Origin of the sequence: Cognatilysobacter segetis (genome assembly GCF_004359965.1) — a bacterium.
Lineage (GTDB): Bacteria > Pseudomonadota > Gammaproteobacteria > Xanthomonadales > Xanthomonadaceae > Cognatilysobacter > Cognatilysobacter segetis.
Map to the genome: position 1 here is coordinate 1 of NZ_SMRQ01000053.1, position 15,632 is coordinate 15,632.

Consider the following 15,632-nt stretch of genomic DNA (forward strand, 5'->3'; position numbering starts at 1 on the left):
GCTCGGCCCCGGTGCGACACGCCGCGAGGCTCACCAGATCAGATCGTCCGGCACGTCGAAGCGCGCGTAGTACGCGTCGTCGTCGCTCATCGCGGGCGGCGGCGACGGCGCGGCCTCGGCATGGTCGAGCACGATCATCGACGCGTCGCGGGCGCGCACCTTGTCGGCGGCGGCGCGCGGCAGCAGCGCGTAGCCGTCGTCGAGGCGCGCGATGACCAGCGCACCGGTGGCGAGCTGCGCCCGCTGCGCCGCGCCGACCGGCAGCGCACGGATCGCCTTGCCGTCGACGAAGCGGTACTCGATCTCGCCGTCGCCCCGCACGCGCTGCGTGTCGACGATCTGCCGCGCCTGCGCGCGCCGTTCGCGCGCGTGTGCCTGCGCGTTGCGCTCGGCGGCCAGCGCACGGTCGCGCTCCGCGCGCTCCGCACGCGCGCGTTCGGCCTCGCGCTGCTCCTCGCTCGGCGCCGGCGGCGCCTTGCCCTGCCGCTGCTTGGCCTGCTCGCGCGCGACCTGCGCGACCTGGGACTTCTTGACCAGCCCGGCCTTGAGCAGCTGGTCCTGTAGGGGATTTCGCATGCCCGCAGTTTAGCGGGCGGCCGTGCACGGCCGCGCAGGACGGGAAGCTGACCTGCATCAACGTCGCGGCGCGCGCCCGGCGCAAGCTGGACGCCCGCCCTTGGAGACAGGCTCATGCCCACCTTCATCACCCAAGGCCGCTACACGCCCGACGCCGTGCGCGGCATGCTGCAGAACCCCGAAGACCGCGCGCAGGCCATCGCGGAGCTGTTCGAGCAGTCCGGCGGCAAGCTGATCGGCTACTACATGACGTTCGGCGACCACGACTTCGTGGTCATTTCCGAAGGCCCGCTCGAAGGCGTCGCGGTCTCCACGGTCGTCGTGGAGGCGATGGGCGAAGTGACCGACCTGCAGACCTCGCTCGCGATCAGTTCCACCGAAATGAAGGATGCCTTGGGACGCGCCGGGGCGATCGCATCGCGCTTCCGCACGCTCGGCGGGGCCATGCCGCGGGCCGTCGCGTCGCCGTGATGCGGGCGCGGCGACGCCCACCGCCGCCTAGCGCTCGTAGCGGTAGACGTGCACGTCGCGCTGCGGGAACGGGATCGCGATGCCGGCCGCGTCGAACGCCTTCTTGATGCGCTCGAGCATGTCGCACTTCACGTCGAACCAGTCGCCGTTGGCCGTGTGGCAGCGGATGCCGAGGTCGACGCTGTTGTCGGCGAGCGCATAGACGCGCACGTCGGGTGCCGGCTCGGCGAGCACGCGCGGGTCGGCGCGCATTACGGCGAGCGCGGCCGCGCGCGCCGCGTCGATGTCGGCGTCGTAGGCGATGCCCACCACCAGTTCCACCCGCCGCATCGTGTCCGGCGTCATGTTGATGATCGAATGCGTGGTGACGAGGCTGTTGGGCAGCACGATCGTCTGGTTGTCGGCGCCGCGCAGGCGCGTCTGGAAGATGCTGATCTCCTCGACGCGCCCGCTCTCGCCGTTGATGTTCACGACGTCGCCGGCGCGGAACGGCTTGAGCGTGACCAGCATGACGCCCGAGGCGATGTTCGACAGCGAATCCTTGAGCGCGAGGCCGATGGCCAGCCCGGCCGCGCCGAGCACCGCGAAGGCCGAGGTCATCGGCACGTCGAAGACGCTGAGCACGGTGAGCGCGAGCAGCACCAGCAGCACCACGTAGACGACCTTGCGCAGGAACGCGGTGGCCGTGGCCTCGACGTTCGCGCGCACCAGCGCACGGTCGACGAGGCCCGCCAGCGCCCGCGCCAGCCGCAGGCCGATCACCAGGATCAGCAGGCCGGCGACGCACTTGAGCCCCCATTCGAGCAGGAACGTGCGCCAGTGGATGTCCTGGAGCGAGTCGAGCCACTGCATGTGTCGTTGTCCCCCGTGCATGCCGTCGCGGCAGGCGGACATTCTAGGAAACCCGACGCGTGCGTTCGTCGCGCGCACGGCGTGCGAGATCAGGGCGCGGGCGGCGCCTCGTCATCGGGATGGCGCAGGCGCCAGGCCGCGAGCCGGGCCTCGTAGTGCGCCCGCTGCTCCTCGTAGGCGTCGAGCACGCAGACACTGCAGCCGCCGCCACAGCAGTCGCCGGGCAGCGGCTTGTCGGGCGGGAGCGGGCGGGGATCGGACGTCGCGGTCACCCCTCCGAGATCCGGCCGCGACGGCCGCGTTTCAAGGCGCTCCCGGGCCGGCGGGGTTGCCTGCGGCTGGCGCCGCGACGCGCGCCTCGACGAGCAGGCGCCGGCCCGGGTAGTCCACGACGATCCGGCGGTCGCCCAGCAGGTCGAGGCCGAGGATCAGGCCCGGCCCGTCGGCCAGGCCCATCGGCTCGAACACGGGCAGGTCGGCGACGCGCAGGCGCGGCGCCTCGAACGCGACCGCGCCGGCCTCGACCTTCCGGAACGCCGCGGTGTCGAATTCGATGCGATGCGCGGTCGCGCCGCCCGACGACGCGCCGCGCGCGAGCCCGGCCGCCCCGGGCGCGAGTCCGGCCTGCCGCGCGGCGTGCCAGTTGACGTAGCTGTGCCGCGCGCCGGTGTCGAGCACGGCGGTGACGGGGCGTCCGTCCACCTGCACGTCCAGCAGCACGAAGCCCGCGTCCGGCAGCAGGCGGATCGGCAGCACCGTCCAGCCCGTGCGCGTGGCCGGCACGGTGCCCGGTGCATGCAGGCCGAAGCGGCCCGCGGCGAAGTCGAATTCCACCACCCGGTCGCCGAACACGTCGCGCCCGAGGATGCCCGCCAGCCCGTCGCCGTGCGCCACGCCGTCCGGAAGCCCGGTGGCGAGCACGCCGTCGACGCGCACGCCGGCGACGGTCAGCGCCGGCAGTCGGTAGCGCTCGATCGCCTGCGCGCCGCCCACGCCGACCAGCTGCGCCTGCGCGCCCGGTTCGGGCGACAGCGCGAGGCTGCGCCGCGCGGGGCCGTACACCGCCGTGGTGCTGGCACCGGTGTCGACGATGAAGCGTTGCGGGGCATGGCCGTCGAGCTGCACGCGCACCGCGGCGTGTCCGGCGTCGGTGCGTTCGAGCGGCTGCACGCCGGCGGACGCGACGGGCGACAGGACGGCGAGCAGCAGGGCGAAGGAGGCGAGCGTCTTCATGGGCGTGTCCAACGGAGAGACCGCGACATGCTGCGCGGTGCGCGTACCGCCGTGATGTACGGAAAGTGCGCGTGACCATCGACAGGGAGCCGCGCGACGCGGTCACGCTAGGCTGCCCGCATCGATCGTCGCGGAGTCCGCCATGCGCCTGCTGCTCACCGTCCTGCTCGCCGCGGCCGCCCTGCAGGCGCCGGCGCAATCGCTCGCGCTGGTCGGCGCGAAGGTCTATCCCTCGCCGCAGGCCGCGCCCATCGAGAACGCCACGGTGCTGGTGCGCGACGGCGTGATCGCGCGCGTCGGCAGCGGCCTCGAGGTGCCGGCCGGCTATCGCGTGGTCGACGCACGCGGCGACGTCGTCGTCGCCGGTTTCTGGAACAGCCATGTGCACCTGCTGCCCGAGCCGTACCGGGGCGCGGCGACGCGGCCGGCCGCGACGCTCGCGCAGGCGCTGGAAGCGAACTTCACCCGCTGGGGCTTCACCACCGTGTTCGACACCGCGTCGCTGCCCGGCGATGCGCTCGCGCTGCGCGCGCGCATCGATCGCGGCGACGTGGCAGGCCCGCAGATCCTCACGGTCGACGCGCCGTTCTTCCCCGCCGGCGGCACGCCGATCTACATCAAGGACCTGCTCGAACGCCTGAAGGTGCCGAGCTTCGAAGTGGCGGACGCGGCGCAGGCGCGCGAGCGCGCGTCGCGCCAGCTCGAGGCCGGCGCCGACGGCGTCAAGGTGTTCGCGGGCGCGATCGTCGGCGGCGCGGTCGGCGTGCTGCCGATGGACGTGTCGATCGCGCGTGCCGTCGTCGACACGGCGCATGCACGCGGCAAGCCCGCGTTCGCGCATCCGAGCGACCTCGCCGGCCTGCAGGTCGCGATCGACAGCGGCGTCGACGTGCTGGCGCACACCACCACCAACGGCATGCCAGGGCCCGACGCGCTGGTGCGCACCGTCGTCGACCGCCGCATGGCGCTGATCCCGACGCTCATGCTGATCGAGGTCGAAGTGCGCAACGAAGGCCTGCCGCCGCGCGCCGGCGACGCGATGCTCGCCGCCGCCTCGCAGCAGCTGAAGGCCTTCCACGCCGCCGGCGGGCAGGTGCTGTTCGGCACCGACGCGGGCTACATCGACGTCTACGACCCGACGCGCGAGTACCGGCTGATGGCCGCGGCCGGCCTCGACTGGCGCGCGATCCTGGCGAGCCTCACCACCGCACCGAGCGAGCGCTTCGGGCAGGCCGCGCGTCGCGGCCGCGTGGCCGAGGGCATGGCGGCCGACCTGGTGGTGCTGCGCGGCGATCCGGCGGTCGACATCGATGCGTTGGACCGCGTGCGCATGACGCTCCGCGGCGGACGCGTCCTGTACGACGCCGGCACCGCGCCGGCAGCATCGACGCGCTGACGGCGCACGACCGTACCGCGGCGGTCAGGCGGTCGCGGCGCCGCGCCGGCCGGTCGCGATCTGCCGCAACGCGTTCTCGAACACCTCGACGGGCTGTCCGCCGGAGACGAGATACTCGCGGTCGAAGATGATCGCCGGCACCGACTGGATGCCCGCGCGCAGGAACATCTGTTCGTCCGCGCGCACCTCGTCGGCGTAGTCGTCGGAAGCGAGGATCGCCCGCGCGCGCGATTCGGACAGGCCGACGCCGGCGGCGATGCGCGCGAGCGTCGCCGCATCGCCGACGTCCTCGCCATCTGTGAAGTAGGCGCGCAGCAGTGCGTGCTTGAGCGGCAGCTGGCGACCTTCCTCCGCCGCCCAGTGCAGCAGGCGATGCGCATCGAAGGTGTTGTAGATGCGCGAGCGCGCGCCGGTGGCGAAGTCGACGCCCACCTCCGCGCCGCGTTCGCGCAGGCGCGACCGGTTCTGCTCCAGCTGCGCGGGCCCGAGCCCGTACTTGCGCCCCAGGTGCTCGTCGATGGCCTCGCCGCCGGGCGCCATGTCGGGGTTGAGTTCGAACGGCTGCACGTGCAGCTCCACCGCGACCTCGTCGCCCAGCCGCGCGATCGCCTGCTCCAGCGACGCCAGGCCGATCGCGCACCACGGGCAGACGATGTCGGACACGAAATCGATGCGGACCGGAACGGGAACGGACGGCGTGCTCATGGCGATGGACCGGCGCGGACGGGACGCACGATCAGACCATGTTTCGCGTTCGCCGACGGTGACCGTGGGGGCCGTCGCGCAACGAAAAGGCCCCGGATGCCGGGGCCTTTCGCCTGAAGCGGTCGATGCCGATGGGTGGCGCGTCAGTGCCTGGTCGCGCCCGCCGAGCCGTCCTCGTCGGTGGCGGGCTGCAGGCCCATCGCCACGTCCTCGAGTTCGGCGATCTCCGCCTCGATCGCCTCGTGCAGCTCGCCCGCGCGGACCATCAGGTCCTCGATGCGCTCGGCCTGCTTGAGCTTCTTCAGTTCGCTGTCGAACAGCAGCCACTGCGTGGTCAGGCGCTCGACGTTGTTCTTCGAGTAGTGACGCATCTCCTTGAGCTGCGTCAGCGTGTCGTTGACGTGATCCAACGGCGTCTTGGTGTCCGCGGACATTGCGACCTCCTACATGGGTGGTGACGCAAGCAGCATTGACCACCGCGCCTGTCCCGCAGCGGAACGGCGGTGTGCGCGTTCGGGTTCGTGATACCTGTGTGTTGTTGCTGACGCTGGCGTTGCACGCGTCGCGACACCTCACAATCAACGCGACTAGGCCTTGTGAACACCGCGTGGACGCCCCGTGAAGCCGGTGGGCAATACTCGCCGGTATCGATCTTCAGGGGGATCGTGCATGGTGCGGTGGCGTGGAAGGTACCGGTGGCAGCGTGGCCTGCCGTGGCTGTTCGCCGCGGCGCTCCTGCTGGCGGGACTTCCGACGCACGTCGCCATGGCGCAGGCGCGGGGCGCGGATCGCGCCGTGCGCTTCCAGGCCGACCACGACTACCCGCCTTTCAGTTTCGTCGACCCGGCCACCGGACCGTCGGGCTACGACATCGATCTGTTCCGTGATGCCGCGCGCCGCGCCGGCCTCCGGGCCGACATCCGGCTCGATGACTGGCTCGCGGTGCAGACGCGTCTGTCGGCCGGCACGATCGACGTGGTGCCGATGCTCGTCACGCCCGAGCGCCAGCAGCGGCTGCTGTTCTCGCAGCCCTACCTGCAGCGCCACCACCTGGTGTTCGGTCGTCGCGGCGACCGCTTCGTCGCCTCGCTCGACCAGCTCGCCGGCCGGCGCGTCGCGGTGCAGCGCGCGGGCCGCGCCTGGCAGGCGATGACCGCGGTGCCCGGCGCGCGGATCGTGCTGGTCGACAAGGAAGGCGACACGCTGCGCGGGGTGGCCGACGGTCGCGCCGACGTCGCGGTGGCGCCATCGAACACGGCCTTCTACGCACGGCGCCGGTTCCACATCGACGACGTCGTGCCGCTCAGCCCGCCCGTGCTGGGCAGCGACTACGCGTTCGCGATGCCGCCCGATCGCTTCGACCTCAAGCGCCGTCTCGATGCCGGGCTGCAGGAAACGATCCGCAGCGGCGCGGCGGACCGCATCTACCTGCGCTGGCTCGGCGACCTGACGCCCGCGTCGGAGAGCTACCGCTCCGGCATGCTGGTCGCGCTGTGGGTCGTGCTGCCGCTCGCGGGCATCGCGCTGTTCTTCCTGCTGCGCTGGTTGCGCATGCGGCGGCTGGCCGCCACGGCGATGCACTCGCAGCGCAATGCCGAAGACGAAGCGCTGCGCCTGCTCCACCACGACCCGGTGACCGGCGTGTTCAACGCGGCGGGCCTGCGCGAACGACTCGGCGAGCGCGTGGCACGGGCGACGCCGTTCGGGCTGGTGCGCATCGACCTGCTCGACCTGCACCTCACCGAATCGATCACCGGCCACGCGTTCACCGACGACCTGCTGCGCGAGCTCGGCGACCGGCTCGCCACGCGCAGCGGCCGGCCGGTGGTGGCGAGCGTCGGGCGCGGCACGTTCTACCTGGTCTGCCACGACGCGGTGGACGGGCCGACCGCCGCTGCGGCGATGGACGAGCTGCTCGCGCTGGCCTCGCGCCGCGTCGAGATCGACGGCGTGCCGCTCGACCCCAGCTGCGCCGCCGGCACCGCGCTGTTCCCGCTGCACGCGGAGCAGGCCGGGCCGCTGATGCGCGCGGCCACCATTGCCTGCACCGCCGCGGCCGCGATGCCGGGCTCCGGGGTGGTGTACACGCCGGCGCTCGACCCCGACCCGCGCAACCTCACGCTGCTGACCGACCTGCGCCGCGCGATCGCCGACCGCAGCCTCGGCTTCGCGCTGCAGGCGAAGTTTGACCTCGCCTCGGGCAAGGTCTGCGGCGCCGAGATGCTCGTGCGCTGGACGCATCCCGAGCACGGCCCGCTGCCGCCCAGCCATTTCGTGCCGCTCGCCGAGCGCACGCAGGTGATCGGCGAGATGACGCTGTACCTGATCGACCACGCGGTGGCGCTGTGCCGCCAGTGGACCGGCCACAAGCTGTCGATCGAGCTCGCGGTGAACGTGTCGGCGAACGACCTGGTCGACCCGCGCGTGGTCGCCGGCATCGTCGAGCAGGTGCGCGAGGCGCCGGGCTGCCTGGTGCTCGAAATCACCGAGACCGCGGTGATGCGCGATGCCGAGCGCGCGCTCGCCGCGGTGCGCGAGCTGCGCTCGCACGGCGTGCGCATCTCGCTCGACGACTTCGGCACCGGCAACGCCTCGCTCACCTACCTCCGCCAGTTGCGGCCGGACGAGGTCAAGATCGACCGCACGTTCATCGCTGGCGTGATCGGGTCGGAAACGGACCGCGCGATCGTGCGCTCGACGATCGAACTGGCGCACAGCCTCGGTGCGAAGGTCACCGCCGAGGGCGTGGAGGACGAGGAAACGCTGGACTGGCTGCGCCGCGTGGGCGCCGATTCGGCGCAGGGCTTCGGGCTCGCGCTGCCCGAGCCGGTCGCGCTCTTCCACCGACGCGTGGGCTTCGACGCAGGCGCCGCCGACGCGTGAAGCAGGATCGTTCGCCCCGCATGCCGGCGTCGCTGCCGTCCCTCACCGATGCCTGGAACCGCCTGACGGCGAGCGCCGGCATGGCGCTGCTGTTCGGCGTCGAATACAAGCGCCGCATGCGCCTGCTGCAGTGGTGCATGGCCGGCTCCATGTACCTCGGCGCCGGGCTGGTGATGGCCGCCGGCCTCGAGGAGGGCTGGACGAACCGCACGCTCTACGCCGGCTGGCTCGCGTTCGTGGGCGCCGGCCTGCTCGTCTCGTTCATCGCGATCCGCCTGGGCTGGACGGCGCACCTGCACGACCCCGGCCTGACCACGTGGCAGATCGTGATGGGCTGCCTCGCCGTGGACTGGGGCTACCTGATGTGCGGCCCGCTGCGCACGATCGCGCTGTTCCCGCTCGCGCTGGTGCTCACCTTTGGTGCGTTCTCGCTGTCGTGGCGCCGGATCATGGGGCTCGCCGCGTTCGCGCTGCTCGGGCTGCTGGCGGTGGTCGCGTGGCTGCAGGTGCAGCCCTCGCTCAAGGGCACGTGGCCCGCGACGGCGCCGCCGCTGGATCGCATCAACGTCGGCATGATGCTGGTGCTGATGCCCGCGCTCGCGGTGATGACCGCGCGGTTGTCGTCGCTGCGCGGTCGCCTGCGGCAGCAGCGCAGCCACCTGAGCAGCGAGCTGGACGAGGCGCGGCTGCTCGCCGAGGTCGACATGCTGACCGGCCTTCCCAACCGCCGCGCGCTGATCGAGCGGCTCGCGCGCTTCGAGCGCGACGCGACCGAGGGCGGCGCGCCGTTCGCGGTCACGCTGCTCGACATCGACCACTTCAAGAAGGTCAACGACGTGCTGGGCCACGCCGCGGGTGATGAACTGCTGGCGAAGTTCGCGCGCGTGGCGCGCGACTCGCTGCGCGGCGGCGACGTGATCGGCCGCTGGGGCGGCGAGGAGTTCCTGATCCTCACGCACGGCGCCGCCGATCCGTCGGCGACCGCGGTGATCGATCGCCTGCAGCGCGCGACGTTCGCGCTGCAGGTGCTCAACCGCCCTGTCACGTTCTCCGCCGGCATCGCCGCGCACCGCGCGGGCGAGGACGTCAGCCAGGCCATCGCGCGTGCCGACGCCGCCATGTACGAGGCGAAGCAGCGCGGACGCGATCGAGTGATCGTGTCGACGGATTGATGCGCGGTGCATCGCACGCGCGGTGCCGATGGTGTTGACCGGACCGCAGTCGCCACACGACGACTGCACGGGCGACACGTTGCGTGGCCTAGGCTGTCCGCATCCCGCTGCCGGAGGCTTCCATGCGCAACGCCCTGCTCGCATCGCTGATCGCGCTCGCGCTCGCCGCGGGTTGCACGCGCACGGCTCCGCCCGATGGCGTCGATGCGCCCCGCCCCGCGGCCGCACCCGCTGCACCGATGCCGACGACGCCCTCGCCCGACGCGGCTACGGACGCGTCCGCCACGGCCGCGCCGATGTCCTCGACGGTCCACCTCGCCTTGTCAGGCGACGGGCTCGACCTCGTGACGGACGACGGCCGCGCGCGCCACCTGCTGTTCGATGCGCCCGCCGCGCAGGCGATCGACGCTGTGTCACACGCGTACGGCAGCGCGCCGCAGCGCGGCCGCAACGAGGAATGCGGCGCCGGCCCGCTGGACATGGCGACCTGGCCCGGCGGCCTCACGCTGGTGATGCAGGACGACCGCTTCGTCGGCTGGGGCGCGTCCGCGCGTACCGCCGCGCCGGGCACCGGCAGGCTCGCGACGATGGCCGGCGTCGGCCCGGGCAGCACGCGGCGCGAACTGGAATCGGCCTATGCGGTGAAGATCGAGGAGACGACGCTCGGCCAGGAGTTCGCCGCCGGCGGCCTATTCGGCGTGCTCGACGGCGACGCGCCCACCGCGCGCATCGACGCGATGTGGGCGGGGGTGAGCTGCAACTTCAGGTAAGTCCGAGCATGCGGCGCCAACCGCGGGCATGTCGCCCAGGCACTTCAGCTGGCACAACTCCGGTCGGCGCTACAGCAGTGGCGCCCTCGTCGCCTTCTGCTCACGCAGCGAAGGCACAGACGCTTGGGCTTCCAATGCCTGCCGGGCCTGCGCACTGCTCTCCTGCAGCGTCCGCGTCAGCGCAGCGGCGAGATCGAACGGCGCAGACGCGCGGTTGGTCGCCCATAGATCGATCCCGCCCCTAAATTCGACGGCCTGCGCATGTCGGCCGTCACGACTGACCTCGATCCGGTCGATACGCGCTAGCCCGGCTTTGGCAGCTTCGGCGGCCGCCTGACCGGCGAGCGCGATCGAGTGCCGACCGTGCGGTACGCCCATCTTCGCGTCGAGCGCGTACACGGCGTCCAGCGCCTGACGGTACAACGGGTGTGCGGGATGCGTGCTGCTGGCCAGGCTAAGTTCGTCGGCCCGCAGCCCTGCCGCAGTGGGATCGTCGACGCGGCCGGTGACCGGCAGCGCATGGTCGCGCTGGTACTGCTCGAGCGCATGCCGCGTGTTTCGACCCATGCGCCCGTCCACGGCCACCAGACGCCCGTCCGCGCCGGTGTAGCCGAGGTGCGCGAGTGCGGACTGCACGTGGCGCAGTTCCCCGTCGCGATGGGGCGCGGGGCGCGGCCCATCCGTCGACGGCGCATGTAACGGGGCAGGCGTGTTCCCGCGGTCCATCGGCGATGGCGCACGTTGCTCGGCGTCAGCCAGCCGCACCAGCTCCGTCCGCTCGTGGTTCGCTCGTGCGACGAGGTTCCTGTGCCAGGCCGGCGAGCTCCTGAAGAGCGTCGTCGTGTGCGCAGCCTTGTAGTCCTGCACGGCTTCGACGATCTCGCGATCGGACAGGTCGGCCAGTCTGACGTTGGAACCGAACCGCTCCTGCAGGCCGTCGCGGAAGATCCGTGTCGTCAGGTTCCGAAGCTGGACCGACGTACTCCACACACAGTCCTGGACGGCGCGTCCGCGATCGCGAACATCGAGGCCCGCATGCGCGAGGCGTTCGAGTTGCGACTGGTAATGCGAACGACCGATGAAGGCATGCTGGTCGGCCCCGAAGGCCGGATCCGTACGCGCCAGTTCGCGCCATCGGGCATCGAACGCGGGTGTCGCCGGCTTGAGCCCTTCGAAATGCGCGCCATAGCGCGACTGCGCCAGATACTCGCGGAGCGTGCCGCTCGCGCTCGACAGCTGGTAGCTGCCGTACGACACACCGCCGTGATCATTCCTGCCGCTGGAAATCGTGCCGGGCCCGAGGCCCGACGATTCGTATCGTTGCGACGTCTGACCCAGTTGCCAGCCCGTAACGATTGCCTGCGCTTCCTGCCTGGTCATGCTCATGGGTTCCCTCCCGATGACGTGTCACTGATCCAATGCGTCGGCCCGTTTCGCCGTTTCCTCGAGCGTGCACATGTTCGCCTCGATGCGCTGCTGCTGGCCTTCCGCGTTCGCGTCCCAGGCGCATCGGGTTTCAAGGTCTGCGCGCCAGCCGGCCTGCTGGTAGTCGAGCGCGCCCGTCCGCTCCGGATGCTCGCGCTTGAGCCGTTCGACGATGGCGTCGAGGCGCGAGCGCTGGAACTCGCCTTCGTCGTCGATGCAGGCCTGCGTCGCGGGGATCACCGCCGCGGCTCGGTCAATACATGCCTCGTAGCTCGCGCGCAGGCCACGGTCCGGCGGCGCGGCAGGCGTGGACTGCGTGCTTGCGGGTACCGCCGCCGGGGCTACCGAAGGGGACTCGGTCGCACGCCGAGGCTCGTGCGCGCGCCGGTCCGACGAACCCGAACACCCCGTCGCGGCGAACGCCAGCACTACCGCACACCACGCCCATCGCTTGTCCATGCGCTCGATCTTTCTCCTGAGATGGCGATGATGATCCGGGACGGCCATAGGCGGGCGCAAGGCCGTCACAGGCCTCGCGCGGTGTGGCCTGTCATTCGCCGCCGACACGGTGCCTCGACCCGTTCTTCCAATGCATCGCGCACCGGCAGGGGCTTGGCGACGTCCCGCTTCAGGCCGACTGCGCGGTGCACGTTCGAGGTGCGATGACGAATCGGCGAGGCAGCACGCCGCCGAGCAGCACAACGCCGAACCGCCCCTACGCCACCAGCCCCGTCGCCCAGTGCGCGAACGCGAGCCAACCCTCGGTGCCGGACACCGCCAGGCGCAGCGGTTGCGAGGCGATGAGCAGCAGCCCGCCCCACAGCGTGGCCGGATGCAGGCGGCCGCGCGTGCGGCGGTCGTGGACGGCCAGCGCGAGGATGAAGAGATCGGTCAGCGCGAGGAAACCGATCGGGCCGAACTGCGTGACGCCCGGCCAGCGCGCGAAGGCGGCGGGCAGCAAGTTGATCGTGGCGAGCAGCATCCAGCGCTTGTGCGCGGCGAGGTCGCGACGACGCACGACCGCGAGCACGACGAAGAGCGCGAACAGCGAAATGTCGAACACTGGAATGGCGAGGAACTGCATCGGCGGTACCGGCACGCCGTTGAACCCCGTGGCGCGACCGGCGGCGGTGAGCGCGCCCCACAGCCCGAGCACCACCATCGCCAGCGCGAGCAGCGCGCCGTACGGCCCGATGCGCCGATGCCAGGCGGTGCGGCCCGTGGCGACCAGCCGCGTCTGCAGCACGAACAGCAGCAGCCAGGCCGTGGCCACCGCGCCGTGCACGTAGAAGAGTGTTTCCGACGGTGCGCGCGCGTCGGGAAACAGCGGTCGCAGGAAGAACGTGCGCGAGAAGCCCACCAGCACCGCGAGCAGGATCGCCAGCGCGATGCCCGAATAGAAACGCCGTTCCGCCGCCACCGCGGTCGGCGTGATCACCATCGTCGCCATGCACCTGCTCCACCGGTCCGTGTCGGGCGAGTCTAGGACCGGGAGGGCGGGCGGCTGGCGACCGGTGGTCGGCGGACGGGGTGGGGCTGTGCGCCCGCCGCCCGCGGCGCATCGATGCCTCACCCGTCGCCGGCGTCAGTCGAGCGCGCGGACGTACAGCACCTTTGCGTGCCCCGGCGTCCCGCGGTCCTGCAGCCCGTACCGCTTCGGGTACTGCCGGAGCAGGTCGCTCAGCTTCTTCTTGCCGTAGAGCCGCGGATCGAAGTCCGAACGGATCTTGTTGATGTAAGCGCCCACCGCGGCCAGACGTGCCCAGCCCTCGTCATCCGACGCATCCTCGATGGCCTGACGGATGACGTCGAAAGGCGGCTTCGCGGGCGTTTGCGGGTTGGGAGTCGCCACGAGTGCCCCGGGCGCAGCGGCGACCGCCGACGTCTCCGCCTCCGGTTTGACGGCCGGCATTGGCACGATCGGCTCCACGCTCGCCTCGGAGCGCAGCACTTCGGTGTAGAGGAACTTGTCGCAGGCCTGCACGAAGGGATCGGGCGTCTTCTTCTCGCCGAAGCCGTAGACGGTCATGCCGCTTTCGCGCAGGCGCTGGGCCAGGCGGGTGAAGTCGCTGTCGCTGGATACCAGGCAGAACCCCTGGAAGCGGCCTGTGTAGAGCAGATCCATGGCGTCGATGATCAGCGAGGAGTCCGTCGCGTTCTTGCCGGATGTATAGGCGAACTGCTGCATCGGCTGGATCGAGTGCTTGAGTAGCACCTTCTTCCACTGCGTCTGCTGGTTCGAGGTGAAGTCGCCATAGATGCGCTTCACGCTCGCCACGCCGTAGCGAGCCACTTCGGCCAGCAGCGCCTCGATCACGATCGGTTGAGCGTTGTCGGCGTCGATCAGTACCGCGAGTCGGTGCTGCTCGTCGTCCTGTCCATTGGCACGAGTCTTCATGTGTTAGTCCTCCAGCGCCGGGTAGCGCTCGGCCAGTGCGTGGGCGATGCGCTTCTGTCGAATCGGGTCGGGCTTCCCGGCCCCGATCTTCATCAGGAACAGCGGACTACGCAGGTTGTTGACGATGACCTCCGCCCGGCTTCCCTCGCGGCTGAGGTCCACGTACCAGCCCGGCAAAGCCAGTACCGGCACGACTCCCACCGGCTCGCCAACGGCACTGCTCAGGAAGCGACGAAGCCACTCGGCCTGTGCCTTCGCCTGTTCCACCGGTTTCGTTTCGACGTGGGTCGGAAACGCAAGTGCGCGCCCGTCATAGCCGACGCGCGCGGCGGCCTTGCCGCCGGTGGACGGCTTCCGCCGCGACTTCGTCTCCACCGCGTAGACGACATGCGGCGCCACCACGATGTGGTCGATGTTGAAGCGGTCTGCAGGGAAGTCATGGAAGACCATGCAGCCCTCAGCCATGAGCGGAATGAGGTTCTGGGCCACCGCACGTTCGGCATCGAATCCCTGCCGGCACCGGCGTCGTTGCTTGCCGTGACGTACAACCCGGTACGCCGACCACCCGACCGTGACCAACGCGAGCACGACGTAAAACCAGTCGCCGCCGTTCCAGCGCAATCCGCTCGGGATACGGGACAGCCGCGTCAGCGCCCACGCGATGAGCAGGAACGGGCCGGTCATCAGCGCCGCCAGCGCTGCGTCGTTCATCTTTTCGTCGTGATGCTCGATGCGACGCCGAAGCCCATCGCCCGGAAGGTTGAGCAACTTGAAGTTGAGCGGCGAACGGCGCCGATCGCGATCCGCGATGAAACGCCACGCGAACAGCAAGCCGAGAAGCAGGAGCAGCGGCCCGACCATCGCGCCGATCATGATCAGTATCCGCATCACCCCACCCCTTCGGTGTCCTAGCTGCTGCCCGCAGCCCGTCCCAAGGTTAGGCGACTCGGCGGCGAGCCGGAACGCTCGAGTTCGCCCTACACTCACCCCGCCCCACCGCCTCACGGCGGCGCACCTACCCCGCACGGATCGCGGTGGCGCATGGACCGTCCGGCCACTCCGGACTCACGCAAACGGAACGCAAGGAGCATTGCCATGCAGAACCTCGTCTCGCTGAACCTGTCCGCCGCCGACCTGACCGCGCTGGACGCGGCGCTCGCCGGCCTCGAGAAGATCCTCGCCCGCGGCGTCGCGCTGACCCCGCAGCAGCGCCGCGACCTCTACAAGATGGGCGACAAGTCCGAAGCCTTCTGCCGCCAGGCGCTGACGCTGCTGGCCAACAACCCGCAGGTGGTGCCGCCGAGCCTGAGCGTGGCCGAGGCGAAGGCCGACCTCGCCGCGCTCGACGCGCTGCGCCCGCGGCTGGACAAGCTGCGCCAGCTCACCGAGCGCGCCGAGGACACCGAGCTGGCGCTCGGCAGCGACATCATGGGCGCCGCGCTGGAGGGCTATGCCCTGCTGAAGGTGGCCGGCCACGGCGAGGCCCTGAAGTCCGCCCGCCGCGACCTGTCGGCGCGCTTCGCCAAGCAGGGCAAGCGCGAGGCGGCGGCGCTGGCGGAGTGACGGGTCGCGCCGCCGGCTGATCCGGCGGCGTCGGGCCTTCGAGCCCGGCGGATGAGGCCCGAAGCCTCGTCCGCCGGGCATTTTGCTTCATGCGTGAGGCTTTTCGCCTGATCGATGAGGCTCGGGAGCCTCATGCGCGAGGCTTGGAGGCTCATCGATGAGGCTTTTTGCCTCGTGCGTGAGGCTTT

The 15,632-nt window shown here is 71.1% G+C and carries 17 protein-coding genes; 6 read left to right on the forward strand and 11 right to left on the reverse strand.

Annotated features, from left to right (window positions below):
* Nucleotides 1–30: 30 nt before the first annotated feature.
* A complete protein-coding gene (locus tag E4F61_RS11265) occupies nt 31–576 on the reverse strand; it encodes a DUF2058 domain-containing protein (protein ID WP_133478884.1) in 546 nt (181 codons plus the stop codon).
* A gap of 114 nt (nt 577–690) precedes the next feature.
* Between E4F61_RS11265 and E4F61_RS11270 the strand changes: the two genes are divergently transcribed.
* A complete protein-coding gene (locus E4F61_RS11270) occupies nt 691–1,047 on the forward strand; it encodes a GYD domain-containing protein (protein ID WP_133479761.1) in 357 nt (118 codons plus the stop codon).
* Between the two features lie 27 nt (nt 1,048–1,074).
* Here E4F61_RS11270 and E4F61_RS11275 read toward each other — a convergent pair whose 3' ends face one another.
* From E4F61_RS11275 to E4F61_RS11285, 3 genes are all read right to left on the reverse strand, one after another.
* Nucleotides 1,075–1,899, reverse strand: a complete 825-nt coding sequence (locus E4F61_RS11275; RefSeq protein ID WP_162301477.1) for a mechanosensitive ion channel family protein — start codon at nt 1,897–1,899, stop codon at nt 1,075–1,077.
* Between the two features lie 89 nt (nt 1,900–1,988).
* A complete protein-coding gene (locus tag E4F61_RS11280; RefSeq protein ID WP_133479763.1) occupies nt 1,989–2,171 on the reverse strand; it encodes an oxidoreductase-like domain-containing protein in 183 nt (60 codons plus the stop codon).
* A gap of 31 nt (nt 2,172–2,202) precedes the next feature.
* Nucleotides 2,203–3,132: a retroviral-like aspartic protease family protein gene (locus tag E4F61_RS11285; protein WP_133479764.1), complete on the reverse strand. Its 930-nt coding sequence runs from the start codon at nt 3,130–3,132 to the stop codon at nt 2,203–2,205.
* A 142-nt stretch (nt 3,133–3,274) separates the two neighbouring features.
* On the opposite strand from E4F61_RS11285, the gene E4F61_RS11290 reads away from it, so the two are divergent.
* On the forward strand, nt 3,275–4,528 hold the full coding sequence (locus E4F61_RS11290; RefSeq protein WP_133479765.1) for an amidohydrolase family protein: 1,254 nt from the start codon (nt 3,275–3,277) through the stop codon (nt 4,526–4,528).
* Between the two features lie 24 nt (nt 4,529–4,552).
* Here E4F61_RS11290 and E4F61_RS11295 read toward each other — a convergent pair whose 3' ends face one another.
* Complete coding sequence (locus E4F61_RS11295; RefSeq protein WP_133479766.1) at nt 4,553–5,233, reverse strand: DsbA family oxidoreductase; 681 nt, start codon at nt 5,231–5,233, stop codon at nt 4,553–4,555.
* A 143-nt stretch (nt 5,234–5,376) separates the two neighbouring features.
* A complete protein-coding gene (locus E4F61_RS11300) occupies nt 5,377–5,667 on the reverse strand; it encodes a hypothetical protein (protein WP_133479767.1) in 291 nt (96 codons plus the stop codon).
* Nucleotides 5,668–5,902: 235 nt separating this feature from the next.
* On the opposite strand from E4F61_RS11300, the gene E4F61_RS11305 reads away from it, so the two are divergent.
* From E4F61_RS11305 to E4F61_RS11315, 3 genes are all read left to right on the forward strand, one after another.
* Complete coding sequence (locus E4F61_RS11305) at nt 5,903–8,116, forward strand: putative bifunctional diguanylate cyclase/phosphodiesterase (protein WP_133479768.1); 2,214 nt, start codon at nt 5,903–5,905, stop codon at nt 8,114–8,116.
* Nucleotides 8,113–9,288: a GGDEF domain-containing protein gene (locus tag E4F61_RS11310; RefSeq protein ID WP_133479769.1), complete on the forward strand. Its 1,176-nt coding sequence runs from the start codon at nt 8,113–8,115 to the stop codon at nt 9,286–9,288. The genes E4F61_RS11305 and E4F61_RS11310 overlap by 4 nt, the downstream gene beginning before the upstream one ends.
* A 122-nt stretch (nt 9,289–9,410) precedes the next feature.
* The gene (locus tag E4F61_RS11315; protein WP_133479770.1) at nt 9,411–10,058 is read left to right on the forward strand and encodes a hypothetical protein; all 648 of its coding nucleotides are present in this window, start codon (nt 9,411–9,413) and stop codon (nt 10,056–10,058) included.
* A gap of 69 nt (nt 10,059–10,127) precedes the next feature.
* On the opposite strand, the gene E4F61_RS11320 is transcribed toward E4F61_RS11315, so the two are convergent.
* The 5 genes from E4F61_RS11320 to E4F61_RS11340 all read right to left on the reverse strand — a co-directional run bounded on the left by E4F61_RS11320 (nt 10,128) and on the right by E4F61_RS11340 (nt 14,769).
* Complete coding sequence (locus E4F61_RS11320; protein ID WP_133479771.1) at nt 10,128–11,444, reverse strand: peptidoglycan-binding domain-containing protein; 1,317 nt, start codon at nt 11,442–11,444, stop codon at nt 10,128–10,130.
* A 21-nt stretch (nt 11,445–11,465) separates the two neighbouring features.
* A complete protein-coding gene (locus E4F61_RS11325) occupies nt 11,466–11,990 on the reverse strand; it encodes a lysozyme inhibitor LprI family protein (RefSeq protein ID WP_162301478.1) in 525 nt (174 codons plus the stop codon).
* Nucleotides 11,991–12,198: 208 nt separating this feature from the next.
* Nucleotides 12,199–12,933 carry a hypothetical protein gene (locus E4F61_RS11330; protein WP_133479773.1) on the reverse strand — a complete coding sequence of 245 codons (735 nt, stop codon included), beginning with the start codon at nt 12,931–12,933 and terminating at the stop codon, nt 12,199–12,201.
* 135 nt (nt 12,934–13,068) lie between these two features.
* Nucleotides 13,069–13,881: an NYN domain-containing protein gene (locus E4F61_RS11335; protein WP_133479774.1), complete on the reverse strand. Its 813-nt coding sequence runs from the start codon at nt 13,879–13,881 to the stop codon at nt 13,069–13,071.
* Between the two features lie 3 nt (nt 13,882–13,884).
* Nucleotides 13,885–14,769 (reverse strand): nuclease-related domain-containing protein, encoded by an 885-nt coding sequence (locus E4F61_RS11340; RefSeq protein WP_133479775.1) that lies wholly within the window; start codon nt 14,767–14,769, stop codon nt 13,885–13,887.
* A 207-nt stretch (nt 14,770–14,976) separates the two neighbouring features.
* On the opposite strand from E4F61_RS11340, the gene E4F61_RS11345 reads away from it, so the two are divergent.
* The gene (locus tag E4F61_RS11345; protein WP_133479776.1) at nt 14,977–15,444 is read left to right on the forward strand and encodes a hypothetical protein; all 468 of its coding nucleotides are present in this window, start codon (nt 14,977–14,979) and stop codon (nt 15,442–15,444) included.
* Nucleotides 15,445–15,632: the final 188 nt, after the last annotated feature.